The organism is Pseudomonas sp. FW305-3-2-15-E-TSA4 (assembly GCF_058787295.1).
Map to the genome: position 1 here is coordinate 265734 of NZ_JBYSZP010000004.1, position 23587 is coordinate 289320.

General features: G+C 61.1%; 18 protein-coding genes. 13 read left to right on the plus strand and 5 right to left on the minus strand.

The features are described 5' to 3' along the window. Positions 1 to 7 precede the first annotated feature (7 nt). The 11 genes from AC3WMV_RS07455 to AC3WMV_RS07505 all read left to right on the plus strand — a co-directional run bounded on the left by AC3WMV_RS07455 (position 8) and on the right by AC3WMV_RS07505 (position 12550). Positions 8 to 859 carry an MIP/aquaporin family protein gene (locus tag AC3WMV_RS07455; protein ID WP_027612073.1) on the plus strand — a complete coding sequence of 284 codons (852 nt, stop codon included), beginning with the start codon at positions 8 to 10 and terminating at the stop codon, positions 857 to 859. 78 nt (positions 860 to 937) lie between these two features. Beyond that, positions 938 to 2440: a glycerol kinase GlpK gene (gene glpK / locus AC3WMV_RS07460; protein ID WP_095136946.1), complete on the plus strand. Its 1503-nt coding sequence runs from the start codon at positions 938 to 940 to the stop codon at positions 2438 to 2440. A 95-nt stretch (positions 2441 to 2535) separates the two neighbouring features. Further along, positions 2536 to 3291, plus strand: coding sequence for a DeoR/GlpR family transcriptional regulator (locus AC3WMV_RS07465; RefSeq protein ID WP_007916700.1), 756 nt, complete (start codon positions 2536 to 2538; stop codon positions 3289 to 3291). A gap of 323 nt (positions 3292 to 3614) precedes the next feature. After that, positions 3615 to 5150 (plus strand): glycerol-3-phosphate dehydrogenase, encoded by a 1536-nt coding sequence (glpD, locus tag AC3WMV_RS07470; protein WP_103367372.1) that lies wholly within the window; start codon positions 3615 to 3617, stop codon positions 5148 to 5150. Positions 5151 to 5643: 493 nt separating this feature from the next. Then, positions 5644 to 6570 (plus strand): glutamate/aspartate ABC transporter substrate-binding protein, encoded by a 927-nt coding sequence (locus AC3WMV_RS07475; RefSeq protein WP_027612076.1) that lies wholly within the window; start codon positions 5644 to 5646, stop codon positions 6568 to 6570. Between the two features lie 190 nt (positions 6571 to 6760). Beyond that, entirely contained in the window at positions 6761 to 7507 is a 747-nt protein-coding gene (locus AC3WMV_RS07480; RefSeq protein ID WP_027612077.1) for an amino acid ABC transporter permease, read from the plus strand. Continuing rightward, a complete protein-coding gene (locus AC3WMV_RS07485) occupies positions 7507 to 8178 on the plus strand; it encodes an amino acid ABC transporter permease (RefSeq protein ID WP_007963949.1) in 672 nt (223 codons plus the stop codon). Before AC3WMV_RS07480 ends, AC3WMV_RS07485 begins: the two co-directional genes overlap by 1 nt. Next, the gene (locus AC3WMV_RS07490; RefSeq protein ID WP_007963947.1) at positions 8175 to 8909 is read left to right on the plus strand and encodes an amino acid ABC transporter ATP-binding protein; all 735 of its coding nucleotides are present in this window, start codon (positions 8175 to 8177) and stop codon (positions 8907 to 8909) included. The genes AC3WMV_RS07485 and AC3WMV_RS07490 overlap by 4 nt, the downstream gene beginning before the upstream one ends. Before the next feature lie 76 nt (positions 8910 to 8985). Beyond that, positions 8986 to 10887, plus strand: coding sequence for a two-component sensor histidine kinase AauS (aauS, locus tag AC3WMV_RS07495; RefSeq protein ID WP_103367370.1), 1902 nt, complete (start codon positions 8986 to 8988; stop codon positions 10885 to 10887). Continuing rightward, the gene (gene aauR, locus AC3WMV_RS07500) at positions 10884 to 12212 is read left to right on the plus strand and encodes a two-component response regulator AauR (protein WP_103367369.1); all 1329 of its coding nucleotides are present in this window, start codon (positions 10884 to 10886) and stop codon (positions 12210 to 12212) included. Before aauS ends, aauR begins: the two co-directional genes overlap by 4 nt. An 8-nt stretch (positions 12213 to 12220) precedes the next feature. After that, complete coding sequence (locus AC3WMV_RS07505; protein WP_177408932.1) at positions 12221 to 12550, plus strand: GlpM family protein; 330 nt, start codon at positions 12221 to 12223, stop codon at positions 12548 to 12550. Between the two features lie 178 nt (positions 12551 to 12728). On the opposite strand, the gene AC3WMV_RS07510 is transcribed toward AC3WMV_RS07505, so the two are convergent. Then, a complete protein-coding gene (locus AC3WMV_RS07510; RefSeq protein WP_096795596.1) occupies positions 12729 to 13748 on the minus strand; it encodes an alpha/beta fold hydrolase in 1020 nt (339 codons plus the stop codon). A 313-nt stretch (positions 13749 to 14061) separates the two neighbouring features. Between AC3WMV_RS07510 and AC3WMV_RS07515 the strand changes: the two genes are divergently transcribed. Together AC3WMV_RS07515 and metR are read left to right on the plus strand one after the other, a co-directional pair. Further along, positions 14062 to 19227 (plus strand): dermonecrotic toxin domain-containing protein, encoded by a 5166-nt coding sequence (locus AC3WMV_RS07515; RefSeq protein ID WP_103367368.1) that lies wholly within the window; start codon positions 14062 to 14064, stop codon positions 19225 to 19227. 118 nt (positions 19228 to 19345) lie between these two features. Further along, positions 19346 to 20263: a transcriptional regulator MetR gene (gene metR / locus AC3WMV_RS07520; RefSeq protein ID WP_007968856.1), complete on the plus strand. Its 918-nt coding sequence runs from the start codon at positions 19346 to 19348 to the stop codon at positions 20261 to 20263. 217 nt (positions 20264 to 20480) lie between these two features. Here the strand turns inward: metR and AC3WMV_RS07525 are convergent, their stop codons facing one another. The 4 genes from AC3WMV_RS07525 to nosR form a co-directional block, all read right to left on the minus strand. Beyond that, positions 20481 to 20978 carry a GNAT family N-acetyltransferase gene (locus AC3WMV_RS07525; protein ID WP_103367367.1) on the minus strand — a complete coding sequence of 166 codons (498 nt, stop codon included), beginning with the start codon at positions 20976 to 20978 and terminating at the stop codon, positions 20481 to 20483. A 2-nt stretch (positions 20979 to 20980) separates the two neighbouring features. Beyond that, positions 20981 to 21619 carry a LysE family translocator gene (locus AC3WMV_RS07530; protein ID WP_027612084.1) on the minus strand — a complete coding sequence of 213 codons (639 nt, stop codon included), beginning with the start codon at positions 21617 to 21619 and terminating at the stop codon, positions 20981 to 20983. A gap of 23 nt (positions 21620 to 21642) precedes the next feature. Beyond that, on the minus strand, positions 21643 to 22077 hold the full coding sequence (locus AC3WMV_RS07535; RefSeq protein WP_027612085.1) for an NUDIX hydrolase: 435 nt from the start codon (positions 22075 to 22077) through the stop codon (positions 21643 to 21645). Between the two features lie 67 nt (positions 22078 to 22144). Then, complete coding sequence (gene nosR, locus AC3WMV_RS07540; protein WP_103367366.1) at positions 22145 to 23506, minus strand: response regulator c-di-GMP phosphodiesterase, NosR family; 1362 nt, start codon at positions 23504 to 23506, stop codon at positions 22145 to 22147. Positions 23507 to 23587 lie beyond the last annotated feature (81 nt).

A 23587-nucleotide genomic window follows, 5' to 3' on the forward strand; every position in this document is an offset into this window, starting at 1 on the left:
GTTTTCAATGACAACTGCTTTACAGCAACCATCGCTTTCCGGCCAATGCCTGGCCGAGTTTCTGGGGACTGCACTTCTGATCTTTTTCGGCACCGGCTGTGTCGCTGCGCTCAAAGTCGCGGGCGCCAGCTTCGGCCTGTGGGAAATCAGCATCATCTGGGGCGTCGGCGTGAGCATGGCGATCTACTTGACCGCCGGGGTTTCCGGCGCGCACCTGAACCCCGCCGTGAGCATTGCCCTGAGCATTTTCGCCGACTTCGAAAAGCGCAAACTGCCGTTCTATATCCTGTCGCAGATCGCCGGCGCGTTTTGCGGTGCGCTGTTGGTGTACACGCTGTACAGCAATCTATTCTTCGATTACGAACAAACTCACCACATGGTGCGTGGCACCGCCGCCAGCCTTGAGTTGGCCTCGGTGTTCTCGACCTTCCCCAATCCGGTACTGTCCACCGCTCAGGCATTCCTGGTCGAGATGATCATCACCGCGATCCTGATGGGCGTGATCATGGCCCTGACCGATGACAACAACGGTCTGCCGAAAGGCCCGATGGCTCCGCTGCTGATCGGTTTGCTGATTGCCGTCATCGGCAGCTCGATGGGCCCGCTGACCGGTTTTGCGATGAATCCGGCGCGTGACTTCGGTCCGAAACTGATGACTTTCTTCGCCGGCTGGGGTGAAATTTCCTTCACTGGCGGCCGCGATATTCCGTACTTCCTGATTCCGATTTTTGCACCGATTGTCGGTGCCTGCCTCGGCGCTGCCGGGTATCGCGGGCTCATCGCCCGCCACCTGACCGGCGCTACACCTGCTACAAAGGATGCAGAACCGGCCATTGACGGCAAACCAAGAACTTCTTGAAACAGTCGGCGCGGGCTCCTGCCCTTTTAGAGCCCGCGCCACGGCCCACTCTCCCTTATTTCGTCCAAGGCAATCGACATGACCGACATTCAGAATAAGAACTACATCATTGCCCTCGATCAGGGTACGACCAGCTCCCGCGCGATCATTTTCGACCGCGATGCGAACGTGGTCTGCACCGCCCAGCGCGAATTCGCCCAGCACTACCCGCAAGCCGGTTGGGTCGAACACGATCCAATGGAAATCTTCGCCACCCAGAGCGCGGTGATGGTCGAAGCACTGGCCCAGGCCGGTCTGCATCACGATCAGGTCGCCGCCATCGGTATCACCAACCAGCGTGAAACCACCGTGGTCTGGGACAAAACCACCGGTCGTCCGGTGTACAACGCCATCGTCTGGCAGTGCCGCCGCAGCACCGAGATCTGCCAGCAGCTCAAGCGCGATGGCCACGAAGAGTACATCCGCGACAACACCGGTCTGGTTACCGACCCGTACTTCTCCGGCACCAAGCTGAAGTGGATCCTCGACAACGTCGAAGGCAGCCGCGAGCGTGCGCGCAATGGCGAACTGCTGTTCGGCACCGTCGATAGCTGGCTGATCTGGAAATTCACCGGCGGCAAGGTACACGTCACCGACTACACCAACGCCTCGCGCACCATGCTCTTCAACATCCATTCGCTGGAGTGGGATTCGAAGATGCTGGAAATCCTCGACATCCCGCGCGAAATGCTCCCGGAAGTCAAAGCCTCTTCGGAAATCTATGGTCGCACCAAGAGCGGCATCGCCATCGGCGGTATCGCCGGTGACCAGCAAGCGGCACTGTTCGGCCAGATGTGCGTCGAGCCGGGCCAGGCGAAAAACACCTACGGCACCGGCTGCTTCCTGCTGATGAACACCGGCGACAAAGCGGTGAAATCGCAACACGGCATGCTCACCACCATCGCTTGCGGCCCGCGTGGCGAAGTGGCTTACGCTTTGGAAGGCGCGGTGTTCAACGGCGGTTCGACCGTGCAGTGGCTGCGCGATGAACTGAAGATCGTCAACGACGCTCACGACACCGAATACTTCGCCAATAAAGTGAAGGACAGCAACGGCGTGTACCTGGTACCGGCCTTCACCGGTCTGGGCGCTCCGTACTGGGACCCGTATGCCCGCGGTGCACTGTTCGGTCTGACGCGCGGCGTGCGCGTGGATCACATCATCCGCGCTGCGCTGGAATCGATCGCCTACCAGACCCGCGACGTACTCGACGCCATGCAACAGGACTCCGGCGAACGCCTCAAGGCCCTGCGCGTGGACGGCGGCGCGGTCGCGAACAACTTCCTCATGCAGTTCCAGGCCGACATCCTCGGCACCCAGGTCGAGCGTCCGCAAATGCGCGAAACCACTGCACTCGGGGCGGCGTATCTGGCCGGTCTGGCGTGCGGTTTCTGGGGCAGCCTCGACGAACTGCGCGGCAAGGCCGTGATCGAGCGTGAGTTCGAACCGAGCCTGGAAGAAGTCGAGAAAGAGAAACTGTACAAAGGCTGGAAAAAAGCCGTCAGCCGCACCCGTGACTGGGCGCGTGAAGACGCTGAATAAGCCAACCTTCAGAGACTGATAGGCAACTAACTGGTCGGGAGCGGATTCCTGCGGCATCATGGGCAAATTTTGCACGGCAGCCCAAAGGAAGCCCCATGAATCTGCCTCCCCGTCAGCAGCAAATCCTCGAGCTGGTCCGCGAACGCGGCTATGTGAGCATCGAGGAAATGGCTACGCTGTTCGTTGTTACCCCGCAAACCATCCGCCGCGATATCAATCAGCTCGCGGAAGCCAATCTGTTGCGCCGCTACCATGGCGGCGCGGCCTATGATTCCAGCGTCGAAAACACCGCCTATGCGATGCGCGCCGACCAGATGCGCGACGAAAAACAACGCATTGGCGAAGCCATCGCCGCGCAGATCCCCGATCACGCCTCGCTGTTCATCAACATCGGCACCACCACCGAATCCATTGCCCGCGCCCTGCTCAATCACAACCATCTGAAGATCATCACCAACAACCTGCACGTCGCCTCGATGCTCAGTGCCAAGGATGATTTCGATGTGCTGCTGACCGGCGGCAACGTGCGCCGTGACGGCGGTGTGGTGGGTCAGGCGAGCGTGGACTTCATCAACCAGTTCAAGGTCGATTTCGCACTGGTGGGTATCAGCGGCATCGACGAAGACGGCAGCCTGCTCGACTTCGATTATCAGGAAGTGCGCGTGTCGCAGGCGATCATTGCCAATGCGCGGCAGGTGATTCTGGCGGCGGACTCGAGCAAGTTCGGGCGCAATGCGATGATTCGATTGGGTCCGATCAGCCTGATCGACTGCCTGGTGACCGATCAGCAGCCGGTGCCGGCACTGGCGCAACTGCTGAGCCAGCACAAGATTCGTCTGGAAGTCGTTTAAATCCGTTCAACATCCCCTGTGGCGAGGGGATTTATCCCCGATGGGCTGCGAAGCAGTCCTAAAACCACCCAATGCGGTGTGCCTGAGACTCCACGGTAGTTGATTGAGGGGCCGCTACGCGGCCCATCGGGGATGAATCCCCTCGCCACAAAAAGCATCCCTCGACTCAATAATGTTCGAAAATTTTCTTTTAGCCGCCCTTCGATGAGTTTTTTCAATCGAACGCGACTGGCTGCGCGCGTCTTTATGGGCTACCATTTTCGCAAATGAACATTTATGTTCGATTTCCAAGACAGAAAATCAAAAGAGCCCGAGGCCAGCCGATGTCCACATCTACCTTGCGTACGCCCCCTATCTCCGAGATCTACGACGTTGCCGTGATTGGCGGCGGGATCAATGGCGTGGGGATCGCAGCGGATGCCGCCGGTCGCGGTCTCTCTGTGTTCCTTTGCGAAAAGGATGACCTGGCCAGCCACACCTCGTCGGCCAGCAGCAAGCTGATCCACGGTGGCCTGCGCTACCTCGAACATTACGAATTCCGTCTGGTGCGTGAAGCGCTGGCCGAGCGCGAAGTGCTGCTGGCCAAGGCGCCGCACATCGTCAAACCGATGCGTTTCGTGCTGCCGCACCGTCCGCACCTGCGTCCGGCCTGGATGATCCGCGCCGGCCTGTTCCTTTATGACAACCTCGGCAAGCGCGAAAAACTGCCAGGTTCGAAAAGCCTGAAGTTCGGTGCCGACAGCGCACTGAAAAGCGAAATCACCAAGGGCTTCGAATACTCCGATTGCTGGGTCGATGACGCCCGCCTCGTCGTTCTGAACGCCATGGCCGCCCGGGAAAAAGGTGCCCACGTACACACCCAGACCCGTTGCGTCAGCGCCCGCCGCGCCAAGGGCCTGTGGCACCTGAACCTGGAACGCGCTGACGGCAGCCTGTTTTCGATCACTGCCAAAGCCTTGGTGAACGCCGCCGGCCCGTGGGTCGCCAAGTTCATTCGTGACGACCTGAAAATGGAATCGCCGTACGGCATCCGCCTGATTCAGGGCAGCCACATCATCGTGCCGAAACTGTACGAAGGCGATCACGCGCACATCCTGCAAAACGAAGATCAGCGCATCGTCTTCACCATTCCATACCTGAACCACTTCACCCTGATCGGCACCACCGACCGTGAATACACCGGCGATCCGGCGAAAGTGGCAATCACCGACGGCGAAACCGATTACCTGCTGAAAGTGGTCAACGCGCACTTCAAGAAGCAGATCAGCCGCGACGACATCCAGCACAGCTACTCGGGCGTGCGTCCACTGTGCAACGACGAATCCGACAACCCGTCCGCCGTGACCCGCGATTACACCCTGGCATTGTCTGGCGGTGGCGAAGAAGCACCGCTGCTGTCGGTGTTCGGCGGCAAACTGACCACCTACCGCAAACTCGCCGAGTCAGCGATGGCCCAGTTGATGCCGTACTTCACCCAGATGCGCCCGAGCTGGACCGCCACCGCGACCCTGCCCGGCGGCGAAGACATGACTACGCCGCAAGCCTTGAGCGCGCAGATCCGCGACAAGTTCGACTTCGTCCCGACCGAGATCGCCCGCCGCTGGGCCACCACCTACGGCAGCCGCACCTGGCGCATGCTCGAAGGCGTGGAAACCCTCGCCGACATGGGCGAACACATTGGTGGCGGGCTCTACACTCGCGAGGTCGATTACCTGTGCAGCGAAGAATGGGCCACCACGGCGCACGACATCCTGTGGCGCCGCAGCAAGCTGGGCCTGTTCACCACCCCGGCCGAGCAAGAGAAGCTGGCGGCGTACCTGGGCAAGGTCGAGCAGAATCGCAAGATTGAAGCGGCGTGATTTGAACATCGCTTAAACGAAAGCCCCTGAATTGAGAGATTCAGGGGCTTTTTGCTGCGTGACTTACTTTGCCTGCCACTAACCCTGTGGCGAGGGGATTTATCCCCGATGGACTGCGAAGCGGTCCTCGCCTTTGCGCTGAAAGAAGGCCGCTTCGCGACCTATCGGGGATAAATCCCCTCGCCACAAGGGAATGTGGGCTCGAACGATCATCAATATGAGGGCAGCGATTAAAAGAGCGTTCGGATTTCCGAACGCGACCTCCCGGTCGATTCGGATAACCGGATCAGTTTCATCGAAAAACACCGACACAAAACTTTAATCACCTTATAAATCAAGCCATTAGCCACTATCGACTGCTCTGGCACGACTCATGCTCTACACTCTCTCGACGAATGCCTGCCGTGCCAACACTTCAGGAGCCGTCAGGCATTCGAAGCACAAAAGGGCCGACGAACTGGCTCCATAAAAAAAACAATTCGAGGAAAATTTGATGCGCATCGTTCCCCATATCCTGGGCGCAGCCATTGCGGCCGCTCTGATCAGCACTCCAGTTTTCGCCGCCGAACTCACCGGCACCCTGAAGAAAATCAACGATTCCGGCACCATCACCCTCGCTCACCGCGACAGTTCCATTCCGTTTTCCTACATCGCGGATGCTTCCGGCAAGCCAGTGGGCTACTCCCACGACATTCAAGTGGCCATCGTTGAAGCCCTGAAAAAAGACCTGAACAAGCCAGACCTGCAGGTCAAATACAACCTGGTGACCTCGCAAACCCGTATCCCGCTGATCCAGAACGGCACCGCGGATATCGAGTGCGGTTCCACCACCAACAACGCCGAACGCGCCCAGCAAGTCGACTTCACCGTCAACATCTTCGAAATCGGCACCCGTCTGCTGGTCAAGAAAGACAAGGATGGCAACCCGTCCTACAAAGACTTTGCCGACCTCAAAGGCAAAAACGTCGTGACCACCGCCGGCACCACGTCCGAGCGCATCATCAAAGCGATGAACGCCGACAAGCAGATGGGCATGAACATCATCTCCGCCAAGGACCACGGCGAATCCTTCAACATGCTGGAAAGCGGCCGCGCCGTTGCCTTCATGATGGACGACGCCCTGCTGGCCGGCGAAGAAGCCAAGGCCAAGAAGCCGGACGACTGGGTCATCACCGGTACTCCGCAATCGTTCGAAGCCTACGCGTGCATGGTTCGCAAAGACGACCCGGCCTTCAAGAAGGCTGTGGATGACGCCATCGTCGGCCTGTACAAATCCGGCAAGATCAACGAGATCTACAAGAAGTGGTTCGAAACCGCGATTCCGCCAAAGGGCCTGAACCTCAACTTCCCGATGAGCGACAAGGTCAAGGAACTGATCGCCAACCCGAGCGACAAGCCGGCGCCTGACGTAAAAATCTGATTCCTGACTAACCTTATCCCCTGAGGGGGCCACCCTCCCTCAGGCGTCTGTTACCTGCTGGTTTTACAGTGGAACACTCGACCTGGCGGTTTTCGAGCCGATCGCGTGTGCCCGGCGTTCAACGTCGGACGGGAAAGGATCTTCCCCAAGCGGGTGCTTGTACATCGATCGATTTCGAGGGGAGACCCTAATGAATTACAACTGGGACTGGGGCGTGTTCTTCAAGTCCACCGGCGTGGGCAGCGAGACTTATCTCGACTGGTACATCGCCGGCCTGGGCTGGACCATTGCCATCGCCATCGTGGCATGGATCATCGCCTTGCTGCTGGGCTCCATTCTGGGGGTCATGCGCACGGTGCCGAACCGCCTCGTATCGGGCATCGCGACCTGCTACGTCGAACTGTTTCGCAACGTGCCGCTGCTGGTGCAGCTGTTCATCTGGTACTTCCTGGTGCCCGATCTGCTGCCGCAAAACCTGCAGGACTGGTACAAGCAGGATCTGAACCCGACCACCTCGGCCTACCTGAGCGTGGTCGTGTGCCTGGGCCTGTTCACCGCCGCCCGGGTCTGCGAGCAAGTGCGCACCGGCATCCAGGCGCTGCCACGCGGCCAGGAATCCGCCGCCCGCGCCATGGGTTTCAAGCTGCCGCAGATCTATTGGAACGTGCTGCTGCCCCAGGCCTACCGCATCATCATTCCGCCGCTGACCTCGGAATTCCTCAACGTGTTCAAGAACTCCTCCGTGGCGTCCTTGATCGGCCTGATGGAACTGCTGGCGCAAACCAAACAGACCGCCGAGTTCTCGGCCAACCTGTTTGAAGCCTTCACCCTGGCCACGCTGATCTACTTCACCCTGAACATGAGCCTGATGTTGCTGATGCGCATGGTCGAGAAGAAAGTCGCAGTGCCCGGCCTGATCTCCGTGGGGGGTAAATAATGGACTTCGATTTCAGCGGCATCATCCCCGCGATCCCGGGCCTGTGGAACGGCATGGTCATGACCTTGCAACTGATGGTCATGGGCGTGATCGGCGGCATCGTGCTGGGGACGATCCTCGCACTGATGCGCCTGTCGTCCAGCAAACTGCTGTCGCGCGTTGCCGGCGCCTACGTGAACTACTTCCGCTCGATCCCGCTGCTGCTGGTGATCACCTGGTTCTACCTGGCGGTGCCGTTCGTGCTGCGCTGGATCACCGGCGAAGACACCCCGATCGGCGCGTTCACCTCCTGCGTCGTGGCTTTCATGATGTTCGAAGCCGCGTACTTCTGTGAGATCGTCCGGGCCGGCGTGCAGTCGATCCCCAAAGGCCAGATGGCCGCGGCCCAGGCGATGGGCATGACCTATGGCCAGACCATGCGTCTGATCATCCTGCCCCAGGCGTTCCGCAAGATGACCCCGTTGCTGCTGCAACAGTCGATCATCCTGTTCCAGGACACCTCGCTGGTCTACACCGTGGGCCTGGTGGACTTCCTCAACTCCGCCCGTTCCAGCGGCGACATCATCGGTCGTTCCAACGAGTTCCTGATCTTTGCCGGTGTCGTCTACTTCATCATCAGCTTTTCCGCCTCGCTGCTGGTCAAGCGTCTGCAAAAAAGGTTTGCCGTATGATCTCCATCAAGAACATCAACAAGTGGTATGGCGACTTCCAGGTGCTGACTGATTGCAGCACCGAGGTCAAGAAAGGCGAAGTGATCGTGGTCTGCGGCCCGTCGGGCTCGGGCAAGTCGACCCTGATCAAGTGCGTCAACGCACTGGAGCCATTCCAGAAAGGCGACATCGTCGTAGACGGCACCTCGATTGCCGACTCCAAGACCAACCTGCCGAAACTGCGTTCGCGCGTCGGCATGGTGTTCCAGCATTTCGAGCTGTTCCCGCACCTGACCATCACCGAAAACCTGACCATCGCGCAGATCAAGGTGCTGGGCCGCAGCAAGGAAGAGGCGACCAAGAAAGGTCTGCAACTGCTGGAACGCGTCGGTCTGTCGGCACACGCCCACAAGCACCCGGGGCAACTGTCCGGCGGTCAGCAGCAGCGTGTGGCGATTGCCCGCGCGCTGGCCATGGACCCGATCGTCATGCTGTTCGACGAACCGACCTCGGCGCTCGACCCGGAAATGGTCAACGAAGTGCTCGACGTGATGGTGCAACTGGCCCACGAAGGCATGACCATGATGTGCGTGACCCACGAAATGGGCTTCGCGCGCAAAGTGGCTGACCGGGTGATCTTCATGGACGCCGGCAAGATCATCGAAGACTGCCCTAAAGAGGAGTTCTTCGGCGACATCAGCGCCCGCTCCGAACGCGCGCAGCACTTCCTCGAGAAAATCCTGCAGCACTAAAAAACCACACACCGCTCCCACATTGGATCAATGACGATCCAGAGATCTGTGTGGTGGTTGACCCAAGGCAACTGTGATGAAATGCGACCCCAATCTCTATCGCGCAGCGCCGCCATCACTTGCCGTGAAGCCCCGTCTGATTCGCCATCTGTTCCTGCCGCCGCTGATCATCATCCTGATGATCGGACTGGGTTACATCGGCTTCTGGACCAGTGAACATTTCGGCATCCGCAGCCTCAGCGAAAACGGCCAGCGTCAGCTTGAACTGCACGCGCGCACCGTCGAAAGCGAGATCAGCAAATACACCTACCTGCCCAGCCTGCTGGAACTGGAAACCAGTGTCCCGCAACTGCTGGCCGACCCGACTCCGGAACACCGGCAAACGGTCAACGCTTACCTTGAAGGCCTGAACCGGCGCAGCCGCAGTCGGGCCATCTACGTCATGGACACTACCGGCCGCGTCATGGCCACCAGCAACTGGCGCGACGTCGACAGTTACCTCGGCGAAGACCTGTCCTTTCGCGCCTATTTCCAGAACGCCGTGCGCGGCGAACCCGGACGTTTCTACGGCATCGGCAGCACCAGCGGCGAACCCGGTTATTACCTCGCCCACGGTCTGGAAGAACACGGCAAGATCATCGGCGTCGCCGTGGTCAAGGTGCGCCTCGAAGCGCTGGAAGAGCGCTGGCAACGCGCCCGCCTGGAAGCCTTCGTCAGCGACGAGAACGGCATCATCATTCTTTCCAGCGATCCGGCGCGGCGCCTGAAATCGGTGGTCCCGCTGAGCGATGAAACCAAAGAGAAGCTCGCGCGCAGCCTGCAGTATTACTGGTTCCCGCTCAACGAACTGCAACCGCTGGCCCGCGAAACCCTGGCCGACGGTGTGGAGAAACTGACCTTCCCGGCCAACAGCGAACTGAGCGCCGATGACGACAGCATCAGCTATCTGGCGCAGACCCGGCCGCTGAGCGACACGCCATGGAATTTCACCCTGCTCACGCCGTTGCAGGACTTGCGTCGTGAAGCGATCAATCAGGGCATCCTGGTGGCCGTGGCCTTCGCGCTGGTGGCGTTCCTGCTGATCGCCTGGAACGAGCGGCGCAAGGTCATCGCCACCCGCCTCGCCGCCCGCGAAGCCTTGCAGGAAGCCAACAATCAACTGGAGCGTCGGATTACCGAACGCACCGGCGACCTGCGCGCCAGCAACGAACGGCTCAAGAGCCAGATCCGCGAACGGCGCCAGGCCGAAGAGACCCTACGTCGCGCTCAGGACGAACTGGTGCAGGCCGGCAAACTCGCGGCCATCGGCCAGATGTCGACCAGCATCGCCCACGAACTGAACCAGCCGCTGGCGGCGATGCGCACCCTGTCCGGCAACACCATTCGCTTTCTGGAACGCGGCCAGCTCGACGTCGCCAGCACCAACCTCAAGACCATCAACGACCTGATCGACCGCATGGGCCGGATCACCGCCAGCCTGCGTTCGTTCGCCCGCCGTGGTGACGACAAAGGCCAGGCCAGCCTCGGCAAAGCCGTGGACGCGGCCCTGCAACTGCTCGGCGCGCGGGTCGAGAGCATGGCGCTGCAACTGCACCGGCAGTTCAGCGACGTACAGGTGCAGATCGACCAGACCCGCCTCGAACAGATTCTGGTCAACCTGATCGGCAACGCCCTCGACGCCATGCAGACGCAACCTTCACCGCAGCTGTGGCTGGAAGGCGAAGAGTTCAACGGCAAATATCGCCTGCGGGTGCGCGACAACGGCCATGGCGTCGATGCCGAAACACGCAAGCATCTGTTCGAGCCGTTCTTCACCACTAAACCTGGTGAACAGGGTCTGGGCCTCGGGCTGACCCTTTCCGCCAGCCTCGCTGCCGCCACCGGCGGGCACCTGGGTGTCGAACACCCGGCCAGCGGTGGCACCACCTTCGTCCTCAGTTTACCGTTGGTAAGCCCTACTCCTGCCGAGCCAATATGAACCACGACCTTAGTGTGCTGATCGTCGAAGACGACCCCCATGTGCTGCTCGGCTGCCAGCAAGCGCTGACCCTGGAAGACATTCCCTGCATCGGCGTCGGCAGTGCCGAAGAAGCGCTGGAGCGGGTCGGCGACAACTTTGCCGGGATCGTCATCAGCGACATTCGCCTGCCCGGCATCGATGGCCTGGAACTGCTGACGCGCCTCAAGGCGCGCGACCGCAGTCTGCCGGTGGTGCTGATCACCGGTCATGGCGATATTTCCATGGCGGTCGGCGCGATGCAGAAAGGCGCCTACGATTTCATGGAGAAACCGTTCTCGCCGGAGCGCCTGGTGGACGTCGCTCGTCGCGCACTGGAACAACGCAGCCTCGCCCGGGAAGTGTCTTCGCTGCGTCGGCAACTGGCCGAACGCGATTCCCTCGAAGGCCGGATCATCGGGCGCTCGCCAGCCATGCAGAACCTGCGCGAACTGATCGCCAACGTCGCCGACACCTCGGCCAACGTATTGATCGAAGGCGAGACCGGCACCGGCAAGGAACTGGTCGCCCGTTGCCTGCACGACTTCAGTCGTCGGCATGCCAAGCAGTTCGTCGCGCTGAACTGCGGCGGCCTGCCGGAAAACCTCTTCGAAAGCGAGATCTTCGGCCACGAGGCCAACGCCTTCACCGGCGCCGGCAAACGGCGCATCGGCAAGATCGAACACGCCGACGGCGGCACGCTGTTCCTCGACGAAGTGGAAAGCATGCCCCTGCCCCTGCAGATCAAACTGCTGCGGGTGTTGCAGGAACGCACCCTCGAACGCCTCGGCTCGAACCAGAGCGTGGCGGTGGATTGCCGGGTGATTGCCGCAACCAAATCCGACCTCGACGAAGCGAGCAAGGCCGGCGAGTTTCGCAGCGACTTGTACTACCGCCTCAACGTGGTGACGCTGGAGCTGCCGCCGCTGCGCGAGCGCCGTGAAGATATCCTGCAACTGTTCGAACACTTCACCCAGCAGTCGGCGCTGCGTTTCGACCGGATATTGCCCGAGCTGGACAACCAGACCCTGTCGAACCTGATGAGCCACGACTGGCCGGGCAATGTGCGTGAGCTGCGTAACGTCGCCGAGCGCTTTGCCCTCGGCCTGCCGGCGTTCAAGAAGTCCGGCGCCAGCAGCGGCGGTCAGGGGCTGGCGTTCGCCGAAGCGGTGGAAGCCTTCGAGCGCAACCTGCTCAATGACGCCTTGCAACGCAGTGGCGGCAACCTGACCCAGGCCAGTCAAGAACTGGGCATGGCCAAGACCACGCTGTTCGACAAAGTGAAAAAGTACGGGTTGAGCCACTGATGGATCTGATACTCAAAGCGGCACTCGGCGCGGCGGTGGTGGTGATCCTCGCCGCGCTGTCGAAGACCAAAAACTACTACATCGCCGGACTGGTGCCGCTGTTTCCGACCTTCGCCCTGATCGCCCACTACATCGTCGGCAAAGGTCGTTCGATCGACGATCTGAAGGCGACGATTGTGTTCGGCATGTGGTCGATCATTCCGTACTTTATCTATCTGACGACGCTGTACGTGCTGGTGGACCGCATGCGCCTGGAGGCTTCACTGGCGGTGGCGGTGGTCGCGTGGCTGATCGCGGCGACCGTGCTGGTCACGGTCTGGGTGCGCCTGCACAGCTGATCACAGCATTGGCTTCACTCAGGATCTGCCGGCTCGCCCCGGATACACCTGCCTACTCTTTGAGTGACAGTGATGGCCCCTTCGCGAGCAAGCCCGCTCCCACATTCGGAATACGGTTCCCCTTGTGGGAGCGGGCTTGCTCGCGAAGAGGCCCGAGTCAACACCGCTAAAACCTCAGCTACAGCAGGTTGCCGCTTGCCACCGGTTCGATCTGCGCCCAGTGCGACGTGTCTTCACGATGCGCCTGCAAATACGGCAACACCGCCGCCAGCAAGGGCGCCTTGAACGCCTCCTGAAAGCGATGAGCCAGCCCCGGAATCAGCTTCAACTGACTGCCACGAATGTGCGCCGCCAGATGCACGCCGTGCATCACCGGCAACAGCGGATCGGCCGTGCCGTGCACCACCAGGGTCGGCACGCGCAGTTGATTGAGCAAGGCCACCCGGCTCGGCTCGGCAAGTATCGCCATGATCTGCCGTTTCACACCTTCAGGGTTGAACGCCCGGTCGTAGGCCACCGCCGCCTGATGCAGCAACGCTTGCCGGTCATCGGTGACCGCCGGGCTACCGAGCGCCGCCAGCAGATCGGCCTGCTGTTCCAGCGCCACCTCGCGATTCGGCGCGCCGCGCCGCGCCAGCAGTTGCACCAGCGCCGCACTCGGTGCCGGCAAACCTTCAGCGCCGGAACTGGTCATGATCAGCGTCAGACTCTCTACCCGCTGCGGTGCCATCGCCGCCAGATGCTGGGCGATCATCCCGCCCATGCTCGCGCCCAATACGTGAAACTGGTCGACGTGCAAAGCGTCCATCAAGCCCAGCGCATCGTCGGCCATGTCCGTCAGCGAGTACGGCGCCGACACCGGCAAGCCGAGTTTGTAGCGCAGCACTTCAAAGGTCAGGTTGGCCTCGGCCGGGGCCTGCCGCCAGGTCGACAGGCCGACATCGCGGTTGTCGTAGCGGATCACCCGAAAGCCCTGCTGACACAGCGCAACCACCACTTCGTCCGGCCAGTGGATCAACTGACCACCCAGGCCCATGACCAGCAACAGCGCCGGATCCGAGGCACGGCCGATGCTCTGGTACGCCAGGCTCACCTGTGCCAGATCGACCCGTTCAGTCGGTACATTGACGTCGCAACGCGAAGCCGCCATCGACGGCAGGCCGAACAACAGCGCGGCCAACAGAAAAAATAAACGCATGAAGAAACACCGAAACGCAGAACCCCAGTAGAGCGCGAGTCTGATGAAGTTTGTTCAAGCGCGCTGCCACAGTTGCGTGACAGTTTGATGAAGATTGCCGAGCGGTCATCCTGCACAGCGTTCCGACGTCCGACACGATCTTCTACGCCAACGCGATGAAGGCAACGAATCAGGCCGGAGCGGGCTGTACATCCTCTGAAACAAAACCACTACCCAGCGATAACCATGTACCGCATGGGCCTGTGAGAGCGCGCCTCTAATAGGCACGAAGGCCGGGATTACCCGGTCTGCATGCCCTCTGGAGCCTTGTCGCATGTCCCACGCACTGCCCTCTGCAACGGCCGACTTCGGCCTTGATCAACGATTACAGCCATACGTCGATCAAACGCTTTACCTGTTGGCGACGGCTCGTTTGAACGACTGTCACCAGCAATGGCTGGATCTCCTGGCCCACCATCCCCAACAACCCGAAAGCGCCTGGTGGGATGTCCGCGCGCCCGGCACTGCGCTGTCGCGGCGCGAGCATGCCCTGAGCCTCTATCACCGGCATTTCGAGGCCGCGCTTCATTGGGCGGGGGCCGAAGGCAGGCTCGACGCCATACAACGACAGAGGCTGTCGCAGCTCCTCCCCCCTTCGAACAAGGTCGCGGCGGACCTGCGGGTCGCGCAACCGGTACTCAACCGCGTCGATAACAGCCGCCTGCGTGTGTACGGCACGTTGCTGATCAAGCTGGAGGAAACGCTGCTGCTTTATCTGCCCACGCACTCGCAACCGTTGATCCGTTTCGAACAGCAGACCGCGCTGGAACGCTGGCTGATTGACCAGCAGCCGGATCCGTTACGCATCACCTCGCTGGACTTCATCGAGTTCGGTAGCGATCCACTCACACGCGCAATTGAACCACTGCTGTCCACATCGGCAAGCAGCGGTGCCAGTTGGGCCGCGCTCGACAAATTTTTCCCGGTCGCGCCCACCCTGCCGGAGAGTGCCGGGCAAACCGTCGATGAAGTTGCGCCCTTCGGTTTGCTGGTTGCCGATATTCCCCTGGACGCGCGCCGGCAGACGCTGGCGCTTGAACAACGTGCGCTCGACCGCTTGTTTGGCGACGCCGAGCTGAACAGCCCGCAACGTCAGCAACTGGCGCAACGATTCGACGCTTTGAGCGAGGCGCAGCAAGCCAGTCATGACGCGGCATCCGCCCTGCTCGACAGCCACCATCCGCTGACGATGCTCGAACTGCGCCAGGCCAGCAACCAGCACTACCACGCCCTGCTTCAGGCCCGTATCGCAGGGCTGCGCGCCGAGGTCGAACTGCAAAGGGCGCTGGATCAGCTGACCGTCGAGGAGCATCGGCGAATCATCGCGATGCTGGACGCACCGGGGCGCCATCTGCCGACAGCGGACGGGGTTATCGCCCGCCTATCGCTGGCGGCGGCAGATCAGAACATGACCGCCGTCGAGGAGCTGCATGGCGTACTGATCATAGCGACGACCGCCGCACTGGAGCCTGACTCGAGCGACAGCCTGCTGCTTTACTGGCCGGGCGAGTTCGGCGGGCTGCAACGTTTTACTTCACGTACAGCGCTGGCACAGGACCTGTTCAAACATTCGCCGAACGACGGCGGGCTGACCCTGCACCTGACGCCGCTCACGGGGGACCCTCTGGCCTGGTCCCTTGATCGACAGCTCTATCAATGCGAACAGCAGGCCGCGCAGATCCTGCGTGACAACCCGCTGCCCGGCCGTGCCGACGAGCGCCGGGCCGAGATGGAAAAGCTGCGCGAACAATATCTGCCACGCCTGACCGTAGCGGTCGCGCAGGCCCGTGAACGGGCATTTACCGAACGTCAGGCGCAAGATCGCAGCGCGGCGCTGGCCGGCAACCTGCCTGCATGGTTTGAAAAGCTGGACGACGCGCCACGTGCACAGATCAAAACGCTGATCAGCCAGTACCTCGGCGCCATGCAACGCGCTCATGCGTTGCTCGAACGGGAATTACCGCCGCGTCAGGCCTTCGCCGAACAACGCATCGACGCCCGCTTGCGCGCAGACTTCGCGCTCAAACAAAGCGCGAGCGTGAGCCTCGACCTGCCCGACTCGACCTTCTGGCAAAAAACCGTGATGGAAGGCGCCGCGCCTGGCACACCGCAACGCAATATCCTGACCGCGAGCGACAAGCGCGGCGACCTCACCCTTGAACAACTGGCACAGGAAAACATCGATCAGGAGGTGCAGTGGCGCCTGTCCTTCATGCGGGCCAGGATCCGCGCCGAGAACCCCACTGATCGACAGCGCCTCGAAGCCGGGATCACCCCGGCCTATTTGCGCAATCTGGTAACAGAGCTGGATCTGCCCGGACGTTACGAAGAACTGATTCGCCAGGCATTTTTCGGCGCGCCGGGAGAATCGGCGTTTCAGCAGGCTTGGCGCCGTGAATGCCTGAGCGAACCGTGGCGGCTGATGCTCAGGTTGCAAGGTGAGTTCGCCCTGCTGCAACGGCACATCGACAATGCAGGCCATGCCGTGCTGAAAGTCGCCATCGAGGCGACTACACCTCCGGCGTATGCCGTGAATGGACAACGCATCGCGCTGCTGCCGGTGCACCTGACCGTCGGTGGAGAGGACACCGCGCATCAGGGACCGAGCACGCTCGCGGGTGTCACGTTCATTGTCGAGCAAACCAGTGGCCTGACCCTGCTGTACCTGCCCGACAGCCCCGACGCGATCTTCCTGCGTCAATACGAAACGCTGGAACAGGCGCGGGTGGATCTGTTCAGGCGTTGTGTGGACAGCAAAATGGTCAGCTACCTGGCCGGACGCGCCGTGAGCGGCGATTTTGCCAGCCATGTCAGCCGGATCAACCAGGCCCAACTGCGCAATTTCGATGCGCTGATCGGCGTCGGGATGGCCTGGCCGGCGACCACATCACTGGCCATTCATTTACTGAACGTGCACATGGGCCGGTTGCTGGAGGCCCATCGCAGCAGTTCACGTTCCAACGATGCGTTGTATCTCGAACGCTGTGCACTGAAGTCCGGGGCGTTGTTCAACTATCTGAAAATGGCTATCGGCATGTTGCCGTTCGTGGGCGCGGCCGTGGCCCTGTATGACGCCTGGAACAGTGCCAATCTGGCCGTCGCGGCGTTCTTGCGCGGCGAGCTCGGGCATGGGCTGGCGGAGGTAGAGGCGGTGCTGCTGTCATTGATTGACGCGACAATGGATGTGCTTCCCGGAACCGTCTCGGCACCCGCAGCCGCTCGTCTGGCCAGCCGCCAGCGGCAACGCGCGGCACTGTGCAGATCCGCCGCGATGTCGACGTCCTGGCAATGGACCAGGCAGACGCTCGAGCGTTTCAAGGGTTACGAGTACGAATTCGAAATCTCCCTCGCCGGCCTGCACCCGGCCACCCACGGTGTCTATCGCAACGTCTACCGCCACGCCGATGGCGACTTCATCGTTCGTCAGGGCCGTATCTATCGGGTTCAGCTCAGCGATGCGCCGCGTGGCTGGAGGCTTTATGGCTCACGGATGCGCAGCTACAAACAACCGATCGCCCTCGACGAAAACGGCCAGTGGAACACCCATTACGCGGTGTACGGCACCGTTATGGACGGTGGCGGTGCCGGCGGCGGCGCGGTGCTCGGACATCTGGCCGACGGCATGGACCCGCTCTGGCCCGCGCCAATTCGCCAGTGGTTGCCGCGCTGGTGGACCGATCGGCAACTGCGCAGGCAATTGACCCTGACCAACACCGCCGACGCCTATACCCGGCGCCTTGATACCCAGACACGCGCTTCCAACCAGCTGCTGGAGAACTACCAGAAACTCGACGTTGCCCAGCGCAAGCCACTACACACAGCAGTCGACGCAGCATGCCTGAATGACATCGATCTCGCGATCGCCCAATACGACAACCTTGCCGAACTGTTGCCCTTGAGCCATGGCCGCAAGCGTCTGCAGATCGAAGACATCCGCAGCCGCTGTGCCTGGATCGTGGCCGACCGCGCCGTGCAGCGCGTCACTGTTGCCCGCGACCGCTTGCTGGAACACCTGAACCGCATCGACGCACTGGTCGCCGAATCCGATGCCACCCCTTTCGGCAATACAGCGGCCCATATAGAACTCATGGCCCGGCGCAAGCTGGTACGCAAGGATTTCCTCAAGGAGTTCGATCAACTGCACACAATCACCGAGCAGGCCAACCTGTGGAACAACCGCATCAGCAATCGCGCGCAGAAAGCCCAGATGGCGAAAGACATGACCGCGCTCAACCGCAACCTGGGCGACAACACGCACCACTACCTGAGAACTGCACATCTGCTGGAAATCATTACTCGCTACGATGCGGTCAGCGACCTGTCCTGGGTGTATTTTCATACCCAGCTCAAAGACGCCCGGGTCAAGGTCGGGCGCGCACTGCTGACCCAGCATCACCTGCCAGAAGTCAGCGCCAGCCTGGTCGAGCGCAAACAGGTGATCGAGGATTGCCTGCAGATCTATGCCGGTTTCCGTCGTCAGCTCAACGCCTGGACGCTGGGTTATGCGCAGCATCTGGATCTGGAACAGGTCGGGCCATTCCTCGATGGCCTGACCAAGGTCGAAGCACACGCGCGGCACTCGATCAAACAGCGTCCGCCGATCAAACCGCGAGAGCCGGGCGGCAGGCAACTGTTCGAAACCGAGGACAACCAGTTGCTGATCGGTACCGAAAGCATTGACCCCGGCACCCGGGAAAAACGCTTTACCGTCGAAGGCATCGACGGTTTCCGCGAAACCTGGCTGCCGCGCTCCAGCGGCAAATATCATCTGCAAGCCCGCCCCGCACCTGCCACAACACCGCTGCCAACCGATGTTCAACCATTGCTCGCGGAAGCGCGAAAACGTCTGGAGGCGGTTGCGGCCTACAGCGCCAAGGTGCAGGGCTACACCCGTCAGGACATGTTGCCGGTGGATCTGGAACACATGTTCAGCAGCGAAGCGACTGAGCTGAGCATCCGCGCCCAGGCCATCGAACGGTTATCGCCGACCGAACCACTGGTGCTGCAATTGCACGCCAAGGCCGGTGAGCTGCGACGTACCGGTCGTACCCTGCGCATTGATCAGTCACTGCGCAGCAAGACACCCACCGAAGGCTATCTGGACTATTTGCTGCAACAGCAAGTGGTGGATATCCGCCGCGAAGGTTCATTGCGGGCACTGGGCAAGCGCGCTGACGGACGCAAGGATTTCCTTCAGGAATACCAAGTGCGCGACCTCACCAGCACCCCACCGCGCACGCTGTGGTTCGCCCACTTTCACTACACCTCGGACAAGGTGCCGTTCGCCGACTTCGTCAAAGCCCACCTGAAATTGCCGGAACAACGCAATCTCGGCCTGCAATGGCAGCAGGCCCAGGCCGCCGGCGGTGCGCAAGTCGAAGCGATCTGGCGTGGCGATATCGGCAAACCGCTGGGCATTCGGCATTTCGCAGATCTCTAAGGCAAAAAGCAGCGGGGCACTGGCTGTGCCCCGCTGCTTGAGCGGTCGACAGGGTCGTCAACATGAGACAAACTCACTGCTTTCGTCCTGATCACAAATTTTTCTCATGGGGCCAGCAGTGCTTGAAATCCGTCATCTGAAAACCCTGCATGCCCTGCGCGAGGCCGACAGCCTGGTCGATGCCGCCGACCGTCTGCACCTGACCCAATCGGCGCTGTCGCACCAGTTCAAGGAACTGGAGGAACGCCTGGGCATGCCGTTGTTCGTGCGCAAGACCAAACCGGTGCGTTTCACCAGCGCCGGCCTGCGCCTGCTGCAACTGGCTGACGCGACTCTGCCGCTGCTGCGCGCTGCCGAACGCGACATCAGTCGTCTGGCCGGGGGTACCGCCGGGCGTTTGCACATGGCGATCGAATGCCACAGCTGTTTCCAGTGGCTGATGCCGACCATCGACCAGTTCCGCGACGCCTGGCCGGAAGTCGAACTCGACCTCGCCTCGGGCTTCGCCTTCGCCCCGTTGCCGGCACTGGCCCGCGGCGATCTGGACCTGGTGGTGACCTCCGATCCGCTGGACATCGCCGGCATCACTTACGTGCCGCTGTTCACCTACGAAGCGATGCTCGCGGTGGCCAACCAGCACCCGCTGGCGAGCAAACCGTACATCGTCCCCGAAGACCTGCTGACTGAAACCCTGATCACCTACCCGGTAGAACGCGATCGGCTGGACATCTTCACCCGCTTCCTCGAACCGGCCGACATCGAACCGGCGCAAGTGCGCACCTCGGAGCTGTCGGTGATGATGATGCAACTGGTCGCCAGCGGCCGTGGCGTCTGCGGCATGCCGCACTGGGCGCTGCACGAATACAGCTCACGCGGCTACGTAAAGGCCAAGCGCCTGGGTGAGAAAGGTCTGTTTGCCACGCTGTACGCGGCGATTCGTGCGGACATGCTCGATGCGCCTTACATGCGCGATTTCCTGCTGACCGCCAAGGACACCTCGTTCTCGACGCTGGATGGGGTCAGCGCGGTTCGCTGACACCAAGGTGCCTCATGACTGACGGTAAACCGAGAACATTTGCGAGACAAAAAGATTCATTGTGGTGAGGGGATTTATCCCCGATGGGCTGCGCAGCAGCCCTGAGACCTGTGCACTCGGTGTTTCAGATAGCCCGCGTTTGTAGGATTTGGGGCTGCTTCGCCGCCCATCGGGGATAAATCCCCTCGCCACAAAAACCTCTCACTTAGGGGGACGATCAGAGTTGTCGCCACATGTGAATCTTGTCGAAGTAGTCTTCGCCGACCCGCACCGCCAGCGGCTCAAGGCCGAACTGGATGAAGCCGCAGCGTTGGTACAGGGAGAACGCGGCGGCGTTGCCGGCGGTGACGGTCAGTTGGATGAGTTTCAGTGCAGGATGGGTGTGTGCTTCGGCGATGGCGGCCTGCACCAATGCATGGCCCAGGCCGTGCTGGCGAAAATCGGCTGAGACGTACATGCCGAACAGGGTCGACTTATGGCGGGCCTTTTCTCGCGGCTCGAATGCCAGGCCGACGATGCCGGCCAGTGTGCCTTCCTCGAACGCACCGAGCACCACGTCGAGCTTGCTGGTCAGCCGCGCTTCCCACCAGCTCAGCGGCATCACCGCGCGCTCGCGCACGCTGGAGGTGAAGGCCTGCGGATGGCGGTCGTAGGCTTCGAGCATCAGCTCGCGGTAAGCCAGGGCATGACTGGCGTCGAGGCGTTCGATCCACATGTTCAGGCCGTCCTGCGTTGTTCAAGCATCAGGCGCACCGCCAGACCGGCGAGTACAAAACCCATGAAGTAACGCTGCAGCGCCAGCCATGTCGGATTGCGCACGAACCACGACGCGATGCCCGCTGCGAACAGCGCGATCAGCAGATTGACGCTGAAACTGACGCTGATCTGGGTCAGGCCAAGAATGATGCTCTGGGTGAACACAGAACCGTGTTCGGGGCTGATGAATTGCGGAAACACCGAGAGGTAAAACACGGCGATTTTCGGGTTCAGTGCGCTGGTAAGAAAGCCCATGGTGATCAGTTTGCGCGACGAATCCGCCGGCAGTTGCTGCGCTTCGAACGGCGAGCGCGCACCGGGTCTGACCGCTTGCCAGGCCAGCCACAGCAGATACAGCGCACCGGCCCACTTCAGCACTTCATAAGCCAGCGGCACCGCCAAAAACACCGCGGTCAAGCCGGCGGCCGCGGCAAACATGTGCACGAAAAATCCGGCGACCACACCGAACAACGAGGTGACTCCGGCCTTGCGCCCCTGACAGATCGAACGCGAGATCAGGTAGATCATGTTCGGCCCCGGCGTCAGTACCATCAACAGCGCGGCGGCGGCGAAGATCAGCAGGTCTTGAAGCGGGATCATGGCAATGTCCTTTGCGTGAATGATCAGGCGAGCGCCATCAGTGAGCTGCGATAAAACGGCAGGATCAGGTCGCGTGTCAATGGCGCCAGAACCACAGCAGGATCAGTGGCGGGATCGATCCAGAGCACTTCCTCGATTTCGGCAGCGGGCGTCACATCGGCGACGATGGTCAACTGAAAAATCTCCGCTTGCACGACGAATCCCGGCTCGTTGGCTGCCGGCGCCGAGAACTGGCCAAGGAAGCAGGCCTGCGCCGGGTCGATTTGCAGGCCCAGCTCTTCTTCCAGCTCGCGGGCCAGTGCGTGCACCGGCAACTCATGGGCTTCGATCTTGCCGCCCGGTTGCATGAACGCCGTGGTGCCGCGCTTGCGCACCAGCAGAGTCTGGCCTTCGGCGTTGAGCAACAGCGCCGCGGCGATACGGATGAGGTTTGGAGCGACAACGGATGCAGAGGTCATGGGTCAGCCACCGGCCTGGAAAAACCGCAAGGATCCCATGCCCGGCCTGATTCAGTCACCTCACAGGTCACTCCCCCTGAGCCTTGAGCGCGGTTTCATCCTCCTCGGGCAGCTTGACGAATATCTTGTATTTGCCGCCCTCCATGGCTTCGAAGGCAATCAGCTTTTCCACCAGCAGTGCGCTGAGCACCTTGCCGGCGTTGAGCAGCAGCATGCCGTTATCGGCATTGAGATTACGCGCCAGAATCATCCCTGCCGCCAGGTCCCGGGTGGCCAGCACCTTAACCGACGGGTCGGCCAGGGTGACGTCGCCCAGAAATGCCGCGCACACCTGAATGAAATCTTCGACCAGCTCGGGATCATACAAACGCCCGGCGTACTGCCGCAGATAGAGCAACGCTTCGTCGCTGTTCAAATGCCGTTCGAGGATCAGGCCGCGTTGCAACTCGACGAAATCCACTGCCAGTTTCAGCAACCGCGACCCCAACGGAATCGCCTCGCCCTTGAGCCGGTCAGGAAAACCGCTGCCGTCCCAGCGCTCCTGGTGATGCAGGATCAGGCGCGCCGCGTCCTTCATCGGGTCCAGCGTCATCAACAGCGATTCGCTCTGCTTCGGATAGCTGCGATAACGCTCGCGATCGGTGTGACGCAGCAGATCCGAAGGCGTGGTCATCATGCCGTCGGTCCAGCTCAGTTTACCGATGTTGTACAGCGCGGCGGCCATGGTCAGATCGCGGCTTGAGGCCTCGTCCAGAGCGTGCTGTTTGCAGTAGCTGCGCACCAGTTCGATGATCTGCCGATTGGTCTGCTTCGCAGGTGGCAGACGCAGATTGGCCAGCAGCGAGAACACTTCGGTGCCGGTGACATAGCTGTGTTTGAGTTCTTCGTAGGCCAGGTCAAGCATGTCGGCGGTCTGCTGCAGTTCGGCAGTGCGCGCCGCGACGTGCTTTTCCAGGGTGCTGTTGAGCAGCTTGAGCTGGTCGTTCTGCACCTGGGTCAAGCGCTCCAGACGTAGGCGCTCCTGCTCGGAATGCTGATGTTCGAGGGCTTGGCGCAGGATCAGCAGCAACTCCTCGTCATTCCACGGTTTGCTGATGTAGCGGTGAATCTGCCCGTCGTTGATCGCCTTGATGATTGCCGACGGGTCGGCATAACCGGTGAGCATGATGCGCACGGTCGCCGGATAGCGTTGACGGACATGCGCCAGTAACGAGGCGCCATCCATGTTCGGCATGCGCGCATCGCTCATCACCAGGTCCACTGGCTGTTGCTCCAGCATCTCCAGCGCCTGGGCACCGCTGGTCGCCAACAGGACGTCATAGGGTTGTCCCCGCAGCAGACGACGCAGGCTGTTGAGGATCGATTCCTCGTCATCGACCAGCAACACCTTGGGTCGATGTACCGGCAAAGGGGCGGATTGCTCTTCCATGGCTTGGCCTCAAGAAACAGGGTTAACGACACATCGACCGACCGCCTCACTGGCCCGCGCCTGAGTCCAAGGCTAGATGAT

Coding starts and splice junctions, on each gene's coding strand:
- AC3WMV_RS07490 (WP_007963947.1), top strand. CDS start 8,175: ATGATCTCCATCAAGAACATCAACAAGTGGTATGGCGACTTCCAGGTG.
- AC3WMV_RS07465 (WP_007916700.1), top strand. CDS start 2,536: ATGAATCTGCCTCCCCGTCAGCAGCAAATCCTCGAGCTGGTCCGCGAA.
- nosR (WP_103367366.1), bottom strand. CDS start 23,506: ATGGAAGAGCAATCCGCCCCTTTGCCGGTACATCGACCCAAGGTGTTG.
- AC3WMV_RS07525 (WP_103367367.1), bottom strand. CDS start 20,978: ATGTGGATCGAACGCCTCGACGCCAGTCATGCCCTGGCTTACCGCGAG.
- AC3WMV_RS07475 (WP_027612076.1), top strand. CDS start 5,644: ATGCGCATCGTTCCCCATATCCTGGGCGCAGCCATTGCGGCCGCTCTG.
- aauR (WP_103367369.1), top strand. CDS start 10,884: ATGAACCACGACCTTAGTGTGCTGATCGTCGAAGACGACCCCCATGTG.
- glpD (WP_103367372.1), top strand. CDS start 3,615: ATGTCCACATCTACCTTGCGTACGCCCCCTATCTCCGAGATCTACGAC.
- AC3WMV_RS07515 (WP_103367368.1), top strand. CDS start 14,062: ATGTCCCACGCACTGCCCTCTGCAACGGCCGACTTCGGCCTTGATCAA.
- AC3WMV_RS07535 (WP_027612085.1), bottom strand. CDS start 22,077: ATGACCTCTGCATCCGTTGTCGCTCCAAACCTCATCCGTATCGCCGCG.
- AC3WMV_RS07455 (WP_027612073.1), top strand. CDS start 8: ATGACAACTGCTTTACAGCAACCATCGCTTTCCGGCCAATGCCTGGCC.
- AC3WMV_RS07480 (WP_027612077.1), top strand. CDS start 6,761: ATGAATTACAACTGGGACTGGGGCGTGTTCTTCAAGTCCACCGGCGTG.
- aauS (WP_103367370.1), top strand. CDS start 8,986: ATGAAATGCGACCCCAATCTCTATCGCGCAGCGCCGCCATCACTTGCC.
- AC3WMV_RS07485 (WP_007963949.1), top strand. CDS start 7,507: ATGGACTTCGATTTCAGCGGCATCATCCCCGCGATCCCGGGCCTGTGG.
- glpK (WP_095136946.1), top strand. CDS start 938: ATGACCGACATTCAGAATAAGAACTACATCATTGCCCTCGATCAGGGT.
- AC3WMV_RS07530 (WP_027612084.1), bottom strand. CDS start 21,619: ATGATCCCGCTTCAAGACCTGCTGATCTTCGCCGCCGCCGCGCTGTTG.
- AC3WMV_RS07510 (WP_096795596.1), bottom strand. CDS start 13,748: ATGCGTTTATTTTTTCTGTTGGCCGCGCTGTTGTTCGGCCTGCCGTCG.